The organism is Gemmatimonas sp. (assembly GCF_044344655.1).
In the GTDB taxonomy this organism is placed as follows: Bacteria; Gemmatimonadota; Gemmatimonadetes; order Gemmatimonadales; family Gemmatimonadaceae; genus Gemmatimonas.
In genome coordinates, this window is the sequence record NZ_JBIJCN010000035.1 from 24984 (window position 1) to 34582 (window position 9599).

Sequence of the window (9599 nt, forward strand, 5' to 3'; positions counted from 1 at the left end):
GGGGAATGAACTGTGCCCTAGGAGGCGCGACGCCTCAGGCACCTTGCATGTACTGCGCGGAATGGATCAGATCCGCGAGAGAAACCAGCCGGGAACGATCGTGAGGGCGACCGTGGCAGCAAGACAGAGCACGCCGGCAACGCGCGGCATCCACGTGGCGGCCGCAGGAGACGCGCCCGCACCAACAGGCGTCATGAACATCCGCTGGATTACGCGCAAGTAGAAATAGAGACCAAGGAAGCTGCCCACGAGACCCAGCACGGCGTACGTACCGTATCCAGCGGCGACAACTGTCTTGAAGATCAGGAACTTGGCCGTGAATCCGGGAAACGGCGGCAAACCTGCCAGAGACAGCATCGCGACGGCGATCAGTGTGGCGGACAGGGGATCTCGGTGAAAGAGCCCATCAAGTGTCTCCATGCGATCACGGGCGGCATCATCTTCGTGGGCCGGCAACGCCGCGAAGGCCAGCAGGTTGGCCGCCGAGTACACCACGAGATAGAAGACCACCGCTTCACTGCGCCCCTCGGCACCACCGAGAAACGCATAGAAAAGATAGCCGGCGTGCGCGATCGACGAATACGCGATCATGCGGCGCAGGTTGGTCTGGCGAATGGCCGCGATGTTGCCCCAGACGATCGACACCAGCGGCAGTACGGCCATCAACTCCACTGACGCGCCGGACACGGTTACACCAGAAAAAAGGCGCACCGCCACGATCAGCACTGCGGCCTTGGACAGCGTGGCCATATAGGCCGTCACCGGAACGCTGGCCCCTTCGTAGGTATCGGGCGCCCAGGCATGGAACGGCACCACGGCCGCCTTGAGGAAGAGCGCGAGCATCACCAGCACGGTCGACGTGCGCGCCAGCAGATCCGGCTGCCGCATCGCTTCGCCGAACGCAGAAACCGCCATCGAACCGGTGGTGCCGTACACCAGCGAGATGCCCATGAGGAACGTGGCCGACGCCGCGCCGCTCAGCACCAGATACTTGAGTGCCGATTCCGCCGCGACTGACCGACGAAACGCGAGAACAATCAGTGCATACACGGGAATGGACAGCATCTCGAGCCCGAGGAACAGCACCAGGGCGCTGTCGGCCGACGGCAGCAGGCTCAACCCGTACAGCGAACAGACCAGCAGCAACGGAAACTCCGTATCGCCCGCCCCTTCCCGCGCGAAGTCGGTACGCCCCATCAGGAGCACGGGAATTGCGAGCGCGAGCAGCGCCCCCTTGGTGGCGAGAATCGTGGGCGATACGCTGAACTGCCCAGGGAAGACGTCGACCGTCGTGCCGGTTGCGGCGAGCCAGAAGGCGGCAAGCGCCGCCCCGGCCGTGACCGCCAACGACAACGCCAGCGCCCAGCGACGTAGCCCGCGTGACAAGGACACGAGGATGAGCAGTACCATCCCCCCGAGCAGGAAATGCTCGGGGAGCATGGCCATGAGTGCCTCACTGGTCGGCATCATCAGGGCACCCGCGAAGTGGAAACCATCTGTTGATACGTCTTCGCCGCCAGCTCCGTCTTGCGCAGGGCGCTGTCGGGGAAGAGACCGAGGGCGAAGATCGACAAGGTAAGAATGCCCAGCACGGCACGCTCACGGGTGGTGAGATCGGAGAGCGGACCGTGCGGCGCCTTGACCGGGCCGAAGACAAAGGTGAGCGCAAAGCGAAGCATGTAGAGCGCCCCGAGCACCACGCCGGTCACGGCCGTCACCGACAACACGAGTGGCAGGTTGTTGCCATCGAGGTGCAGCAGCCACGCCGCGTTGAAGGCACCGAGCAGCACCATGAACTCCCCCGTGAATCCGCTCGTGGTGGGCAGGCCTACCGAGGCGAGGGTGAACACGATGAAGAACATGCCGTACACGGGGATCTGTCGGGCCAAGCCACCGTACGCGGAGAGCTCGCGGGTGTGCCCACGCTCGTATACCATGCCCACCAGCAGGAAGAGTCCCGCCGCCACGAGTCCGTGGCTCACCATCTGCACGATGGCGCCCTGAATGCCGGCGAGATCGAGGCTCAGTAACCCCAGCATCACGTAGCCCAGGTGGCTGATCGATGAATAGGCGATGATCTTCTTGATGTCGTTCTGTACGAGCGCCAGACAGGCGCCGTACACGATGCTCACCACGGACAGCGTCATGAGGACCGGCGTGAATGCGCGGGTCGCGTCGGGGAAGAGCGGGAAGCCCAGCTTCATGAAGCCGTAAGTGCCCATCTTGAGCAGCACGCCGGCCAGAATCACTGAACCCGGAGTGGGTGCCTCCACGTGGGCGTCCGGCAGCCACGTGTGCAGCGGCACCATCGGCACCTTGATTGCGAACGACAGCGCAAACGCCGCGAGCAACGTGGTCTGGACCTCAAGCGGCAATCTGGCCTGCATCAGATCGGCGAAGGCAAACGACGGCACACCGCCCTGCTGCTGCAGCGACCACACGAGATAGATCACCGCCGCCAGCATCAGAATACTGCCGAACGCCGTGTAGAGCACGAACTTGATCGTGGCGTAGCTGCGGCGTGCACCGCCCCAGATGCCGATGATCAGGAACATGGGGATGAGCATCGCTTCCCAGAACACGTAGAACAGGAAGAGATCCTGCGCGAGGAACGCGCCCATCATCGCGAACTGCAGCAGCAGCACATTCACGTGAAAGAACGTCACATTCTTCTCGATGGCGGTCCACGCCCCGAGAATCACCAGCGGCCCGAGAAAGGCCGTCAGGAGCACCAGCAGCACGTTCACGCCATCGAGCCCGATGGCATACGACACACCCCAGTCCGCAATCCACGGCACGCTCGTGGCGGCCTGCAGCCCCGACGCGGCCCCATCGAAGTGCGCATACAGCACCGACGCGAGGGCGAACTGCACCGTGAGCACCGCGGTCGTGGTGACGCGCACGGCGTTGGGACTGTGCCGCACCAAGGCCAGCATCAGGGCGCCCAAGAGCGGCAGCAGGAGCACGAGATTCAGCAGCATGGCATCAGACATGGCGCCAGCTCCAGAGCAGCGCACCCACCATGCCGACCATCACCAGCAGCGCGTAGAGTTGAAGACTGCCGCTCTGCACCCGCCCCAGCAGGCCCGCGGAACGTTGCGCCAGTCCGGCCAGTCCGTTGAGGGTGCCATCGAGCAGCAGGCGATCGCCGACCTTGAGCAGCACGTGCTCGGAGACCCAGGCCAGCGGGCGCACGATCACGGCCGCGTAGAGTTCGTCCACGAAGTACTTGCCGCTCAGCAGGCCATAGAGCGGGCCCGAGGCACGGGCCACACCCTCCGCACGCGACGCGGGCCCACCGTACATGAAGATCGCCAGCCCCACCCCCGAGAACGCGATGGCGACCGACACGTAGAGCAGCGTGTGCTCGAAGTGCTCGAGCGACGCCACCACCTTCGGGAGCGGGATCATCGGCTCCAAGAAGTGCGGGATGCCGATGTAGCCCCCCACCACCGACAGCACGGCGAGGACCACCAGCCCCCCCGTCATCGAAAGGGGCGATTCGTGCACGTGGTGCTCGACCTCATGGCTCATCCGCGACGCGCCGAAGAAGGTGAGCCACAACAGACGCGTCATGTAGAACGCCGTCATGAAGGCGGTGAGCGCGCCCATCGCCCAGAGCCAGGTGCCCCCCCCCGTCTCACTCGCGAAGGCGTACCAGAGGATCTCGTCCTTGGAGAAGAAGCCGGCGAGCCCGGGGATGCCGGCGATCGCAGCGGTGGCGATCACGAACGTCCAGAAAGTGACCGGGATCTTCGTGCGGAGGGCGCCCATCTTGCGGATGTCCTGCTCCCCGCCGAGCGCGTGGATCACGCTGCCGGCACCGAGGAAGAGGCAGGCCTTGAAGAAGGCGTGCGTGACCACGTGGAAAATCGCCACGCCGTACGCGCCCACCCCGAGGGCCACGAACATGAAGCCCAGCTGCGACACCGTACTGTATGCCAGCACCTTCTTGATGTCGTGCTGCACGAGGGCGATGGTCGCGGCGAGGAAGGCCGTGACGACACCCACCACGGCCATGAGCTGCGAGGCCTCAGGGGCCTGCAGGTACAGCCCCGACATGCGCGCCACGAGGTAGACACCCGCCGTCACCATGGTGGCGGCGTGAATGAGCGCCGAGACGGGCGTGGGGCCGGCCATGGCGTCGGGAAGCCAGACGTATAGCGGAATCTGCGCCGACTTGCCGGTGGCACCGATGAAGAGGAACAGCCCTACCAGGCTCGCCGACACCATTGCCACCGGCGCCCCGGTCGCGAAGGCGGCGTTGATCACGTCCATGTCGAGCGTACCGAACGCGCGGTACAGCAGGAACATGCCAAGCAGGAAGCCGGCATCACCAATGCGGTTGGTGATGAACGCCTTGCGGCCGGCGGCCGCATTGGCGAGGTCGTCGAACCAGAAGCCGATCAGCAGATACGAGGCGAGCCCCACACCTTCCCACCCCACGAACAACACCAGCATCGACCGTCCCAGCACCAGCAGCAGCATGAAGAACAGGAAGAGATTCAGATACGCGAAGAAGCGCCCGAAGCTCTTGTCATCGTGCATGTACCCGGTCGAGTAGATGTGAATGACCGAGCCGACCCCCGTGACGATGAGGGTCATGACCGCGCTGAGGCGATCGAAGTAGAAGGTGATGTCGAAGGTGGTATCGCCGAGCGTAGCCCACCGATACAACGGCTCGACGATCGGCGTGTACCCCGACGCCTGCAGCGTGAGGAACATCTGTATGGTGAGCGCGAACGCTGCGAGGGGCATGCCGCAGCCGATCAGCGCCGCCGTACGATGACCGAAACGATGGCCCCCGATCGCGGTGGCGAAGGTGCCGTTGAGCAGGAAACCCAGGAGGGGGAGTAGCGCGATGAGCGCCAACGGGTTGGTCATGCGCGGCTAACCCTTGAGCTCGGAGAAGCGGTCGATGTCGAGCGAGCGCGCGTGCTTGACGAGCAGCAACACGATCGGGATGGCGAGGGCCACTTCAGCGGTGGCCACGACAAAGGTGAGGAACACCATCACCGCGCCCGCCGCGTCTGCCCGCTGCTGGGAGAAGGTGACGAGGCTGAGGTTCACGCCGTTCAGCATGAGCTCCATGCACATGAGCATGACCAGGGCGTTACGGCGGATGACCACGCCGAGCAACCCGATCACGAACAGTCCGCCGGCAACGGCGAGGAGGAATTGCGAGCTCTCCATCATCACCCCTGCCGCCGGCGGCTCACGTTTACGACCGCCAGTGCCGCCACGATCGCGCCGACCAGAAACACCGTGGTGAGCTCGAAGACGAACCAGTACTGCGTGAGGAAGGTGGAGGAAAACTCCACGAGATTGAACGCTTGGCCGCCTTCACCGGGCAACAGGCCAGCTGATGCCGGACCGCGCAGCATACCGGCACCGAGCGCCGCCACGAGCAGCGCACCACCGATCACGCCGGGGAGCACGTAACGCGAGAAGCGCCGGCTTCCCGGCGCCTCCTTCACCTCGAGCAGCATGAGCACGTACACCATGAAGACCATCACGGCGCCCACGTAAATGAGCACCTGAAACGCGGCGATGAAATGCACGCCCATCAGGCCGTAGACGGCGCCCAGCGATGTCATGGAGGTAATGAGGGCCAGCGCCACGCGCATCGGCTCCCGCAGCACCAGCATGGAGGCAGCGGCAATGAGCGCGATCAGCCCAAACAGGAAAAGGATGGCGGTGTTTATTGCCCGCGCCCTCTCTTCACGCTCTCACCCAGCTGCAGCGGCACGGGCTTGGGCGGATACGGTTTGGCCACGTCCTGCTGCGGCGCCCAGGTGAGCATCTCGTCCATCGTCATCCACATGTCATAGCGGTTGTCGGAGACCAAATTCGGCACGTCGTCCTGCATGCGAATGGCGTCTTCGGGGCACGCCTCCACGCACATCCCACAGAACACGCAGCGCGAATAGTCGATCTCGAAGCGCACCGGATACTTGGGGTGCGCAGCATCGTTCGGATCGAAACCGGCCTCGATCTCGATCACCTTGGCCGGACACACGGTCGCACACATGTTGCACGCGATGCACTGCGGCGATCCATCGGGGCGCTGCGTAAGGATGTGCTTGCCCCGGTTTCTGGGCGCGAAGTCGGCGCGCCGCTCCTCGGGGTAGTACGTCGTCACCGCGCCTTTCCGCCCGGTCAGCCACTTGGCCATGTTCCGCAGGAACACGCCGCTGGTGATGGCGATGCCGCGCAGCACCTCCGGAAGGTACAGTCGCTCGTAGAGCGACATGGTGGGTTCATTCCAGTACTGCTTCCGGGCGTAGCGCACCACGCGCGGTTTGGCGACGGGCGACGGCACGACCCCCTGCTTCGCGGCAGCCTTGCGCGCGTTGTCACCGAAGGCCACGCCCGTCACGATCTCGCGGTCGTACACCGCATCGGCCGTACGGGCGCCCCCTTCCTTCACCAACGGGTTCACTGCCCACCTCCTGCGATCCACATCCAGAGCACCGTCACCGCCAGATTGGCCAGTGAGATCGGCAACAACAGCTTCCAGGACAGACCGAGCATCTGGTCATAGCGAAACCGCGGCAGCGTCCAGCGGATCTGGATCTGCAGCAGACACATCAGGGCCACCTTGCCGAGAAAGGTGACCAGCTGCAGCGGCACCCGGACGGCCTGACTGAGCGCGATCTCCGTTCCCCCTGGCAGCGAAAAACCGGCGTCCGTCATGTACGGCAGGTTGTAGCCGCCGAGAAACAGCGTGGCGAACAACGCGCCGACCACCGCGATCTGGATGAACTCGGAAAACATGAACAGGCCGAGCTTCATCGCGCTGTACTCCGTGAAGTACCCGGCGATCAGCTCCGACTCGGCCTCGGGGAGATCGAACGGAATGCGCTTGTTCTCGGCGATGGCAGCGGTGAGGAAGAGGAAGGCCGCCAGCGGCTGGTAGAAGACCCCCCACGCTGGCAGCACCCCACCGATCGTGCCCGACTGCTGCCGCACGATCGCCCCGAGATCCACCGTTCCATAAACGAGGATGAGCCCGAGCACCGTGAGTCCCATGACCAGCTCGTAGCTGATCATCTGTGAGCCGGCGCGGAGGCCGCCGAGCAGCGAGAACTTATTGTCCGAGGCCCAGCCGGCGAGCATCGCGCCGATGATGCCGAGGCTGCTGAACGCGAACACCACCAGCAGACCGGCATCGAGTTGCGCGATCTGCATGGGGTACGCACGGTCACCGAACCACGACGCGAGGGCGGGAATGAGCTGCCCCGGCACCACGGTGCCACCGAACGGCACAACCGCAAAGACCAGCAGGACGGGCGTAAACACGATGAACGGGGCGAGGAAGTACCCCACCCGGTCGTGCGTCTTCGGCTTGAAGTTCTCCTTGAGGAGCATCTTCAGGCCGTCGGCCATTCCGTGAAATAGCCCGAACCACACCAGCTTGATGTTCGTAAAGGGGATGCGGATGTACGCGCGGTTGGCACCGATGCGATCAGCCATCACGGCCGACTGCTTGCGCTCCACCCACGTGAGCAGCCCACCGAAGCTGAGCAGCATCACGATCGCGTAGGTGATGAACACCACGCTCACGACGAGATCGGGGAGAATGCTGGGTCCCGTCATGTACGCGCCTCCGCCACAGCCACCACACCGGCCAGCCGTGCGAACAGCGCTTCCGCATGCGCCACAGGAGCCTTGGGTTCAAAGCACGCGACGAACGGCGAGACGGTGCCCTCGAAATTGGTGTAGTGTCCGCTACGCTCGGTCTGGATGCTGAGCGGGATGAACACGTCAGCGCGGGCGTGGTGCTCGTGCGCGAAGCCATCGAGCCGGATCACCTTGGCCCCCATAGGCAGCACCGCGTCATCGACCCCTTCGCCCCACACCAAGACCACATCGGCACCCGCCAGCGCGGCCGACACATCGGCCGGAAGCAGATGGAAGTGCGCCGTGGCACCGCGCAGGTTGGGGTTCTTGTCAGCCTTGATGAGCACCGCGTCTTCCACGATCTCGCCGGGCTGCGGGAGATGATCCGGCTTGGCGTACGCGGTCAAGGTTGCGCCGAGACGGCCGGCGAAGGCGTCACGGAACGCTGCCAGCTCCTCATTGGAGCCCCAGCTCGACACCAAGGCCACCGCCGTGCGCGCACCGGCCAGCAGGGCGGCCGCAGCGGCCGTCGCCTCCGTCAGCGACGCGGCCGTACCGCGCACCATTGCCTGCGTGGCGCGCGGCCGTTCCAGCAGCGTCGCCAGGTCCCGCGCCTTATTGCAGATCCACGGCCCGTTGACGGTCTCGTTCTCGAGGGGCGTGACCCGTTCGATGCGCGTATTGAGCTGCGGGTCGAGCGCCTTGAGCGCCCACTCCGGCTTACGGTGCCAGATGTTGATCGTGCAGCCGCGCTCGCATCCGGGGCATACGCTCGGCGTGGCCTTGGTGTACCACACCCGTGCATTGTCCATATTGTCGCGCGAGAGCAGCGCGCCCACCGGACAGATGTCGATCACATTGTCGGAGTATGCGTCCTCGTTGAAGTTCGCATCCTCGGCCGGACGGATCAGGGCGTGGTCACCACGATGCACCGCGGCCAGCGCATGCGACTGCGACACTTCGTGCGTGAAGCGCACACAGCGCGTGCACATGATGCACCGCTCGTTGTCGAGCATGATGCGATCGGACAGCGGGAAGAACTTGGTGGCGTGGTTCTTCCGGTCGATCGACATCGACGCCCGGCCGTTGTGCTCGTAGTGGTAGTCCTGCAGGATGCACTCACCCGCCTTATTGCAAATCCCGCAGTCCACCGGGTGATTGAGCGTGATGAACTGCATCGTCTCGCGGCGCAGCTTCTTCACCGTGTCCGTTTCGGTGAGCACGCGCATCCCGGCGGTCACCGGCATGTTGCAACCGATGTCGAACCACGGGTCACCGCTGTCCTGCTCCACCTCCACCATGCAGATCCGGCAGTTGCCGGGCACGGAAAGGTCATGGTGCCAGCAGAAATGCGGGATGTCCACGCCCGCGCGGCGCGCAGCCTGGATGACTGACTCGCCCTTGTACGCCGTGCAGGGAACGCCGTTGATGAAGAAGTCGAGCGTCTTGCCGGTGTCGACCGGCTCGTTGTTTCCGCGCTTGCGATCGGCACTCATGCGCCGGCCCCCGCATACAGCGGCGTGGGCACGGCCCCGTCGAAGGGATCGAACACCGCCAAGCGCCCGTCGTGCACGGAGCGACCGTTCTTGATGTAGTACTCGAACTCGTCGCGATAGTGATCGAGAATTGCCGTACAGGCGTAGCCGGCCGAGTCACCAAGGCTGCAGATGGTAGTCCCGTCGTTGGCGTTCGAGATGTGGTACAGGCGATCGATGTCGTCCGGGCGCCCGTCTCCGCGCACAATGCGATCGAGTACGCGCTCCATCCATCCCATCCCTTCACGACAGGGCGTACACTGGCCACACGATTCGTGGTGATAGAAGCGCTGGATCACGCGCGCGAGGCGGACCATGCAGGTCCCCTCGGCCACGGCGATCATCCCACCGGAGCCGAGCTGCGATCCCGCCGCCACGGCGCTGAGGTGATCAAGGGTGACCCCCTTGATCTCATTCGCGTCGAGGATCTTGGTGGAGACG

At 64.5% G+C, this 9599-nt stretch carries 9 protein-coding genes; all 9 read right to left on the reverse strand.

Annotation, left to right across the window (positions count from 1 at the left end; all coding sequences use genetic code 11):
- Positions 1–66: 66 nt before the first annotated feature.
- Positions 67–1470 (reverse strand): NADH-quinone oxidoreductase subunit N, encoded by a 1404-nt coding sequence (locus tag ACIQ51_RS10210; RefSeq protein ID WP_396204935.1) that lies wholly within the window; start codon positions 1468–1470, stop codon positions 67–69.
- Entirely contained in the window at positions 1470–2993 is a 1524-nt protein-coding gene (locus tag ACIQ51_RS10215; protein WP_396204936.1) for a NuoM family protein, read from the reverse strand. Before ACIQ51_RS10215 ends, ACIQ51_RS10210 begins: the two co-directional genes overlap by 1 nt.
- Positions 2986–4884: an NADH-quinone oxidoreductase subunit L gene (gene nuoL, locus ACIQ51_RS10220; protein ID WP_396204937.1), complete on the reverse strand. Its 1899-nt coding sequence runs from the start codon at positions 4882–4884 to the stop codon at positions 2986–2988. The genes ACIQ51_RS10215 and nuoL overlap by 8 nt, the downstream gene beginning before the upstream one ends.
- Before the next feature lie 6 nt (positions 4885–4890).
- Entirely contained in the window at positions 4891–5196 is a 306-nt protein-coding gene (gene nuoK, locus ACIQ51_RS10225; RefSeq protein ID WP_396204938.1) for an NADH-quinone oxidoreductase subunit NuoK, read from the reverse strand.
- Positions 5196–5648, reverse strand: a complete 453-nt coding sequence (locus ACIQ51_RS10230; RefSeq protein WP_396204939.1) for an NADH-quinone oxidoreductase subunit J — start codon at positions 5646–5648, stop codon at positions 5196–5198. The genes nuoK and ACIQ51_RS10230 overlap by 1 nt, the downstream gene beginning before the upstream one ends.
- Before the next feature lie 53 nt (positions 5649–5701).
- Positions 5702–6442, reverse strand: coding sequence for a NuoI/complex I 23 kDa subunit family protein (locus ACIQ51_RS10235; protein WP_396204940.1), 741 nt, complete (start codon positions 6440–6442; stop codon positions 5702–5704).
- Positions 6439–7599: an NADH-quinone oxidoreductase subunit H gene (locus tag ACIQ51_RS10240; protein ID WP_396204941.1), complete on the reverse strand. Its 1161-nt coding sequence runs from the start codon at positions 7597–7599 to the stop codon at positions 6439–6441. The genes ACIQ51_RS10235 and ACIQ51_RS10240 overlap by 4 nt, the downstream gene beginning before the upstream one ends.
- Positions 7596–9119, reverse strand: a complete 1524-nt coding sequence (locus ACIQ51_RS10245) for a 2Fe-2S iron-sulfur cluster-binding protein (protein WP_396204942.1) — start codon at positions 9117–9119, stop codon at positions 7596–7598. The genes ACIQ51_RS10240 and ACIQ51_RS10245 overlap by 4 nt, the downstream gene beginning before the upstream one ends.
- On the reverse strand, positions 9116–9599 hold a 484-nt coding region (locus ACIQ51_RS10250), incomplete at its 5' end, for an NADH-ubiquinone oxidoreductase-F iron-sulfur binding region domain-containing protein (protein WP_396204943.1). The genes ACIQ51_RS10250 and ACIQ51_RS10245, both read right to left, overlap by 4 nt.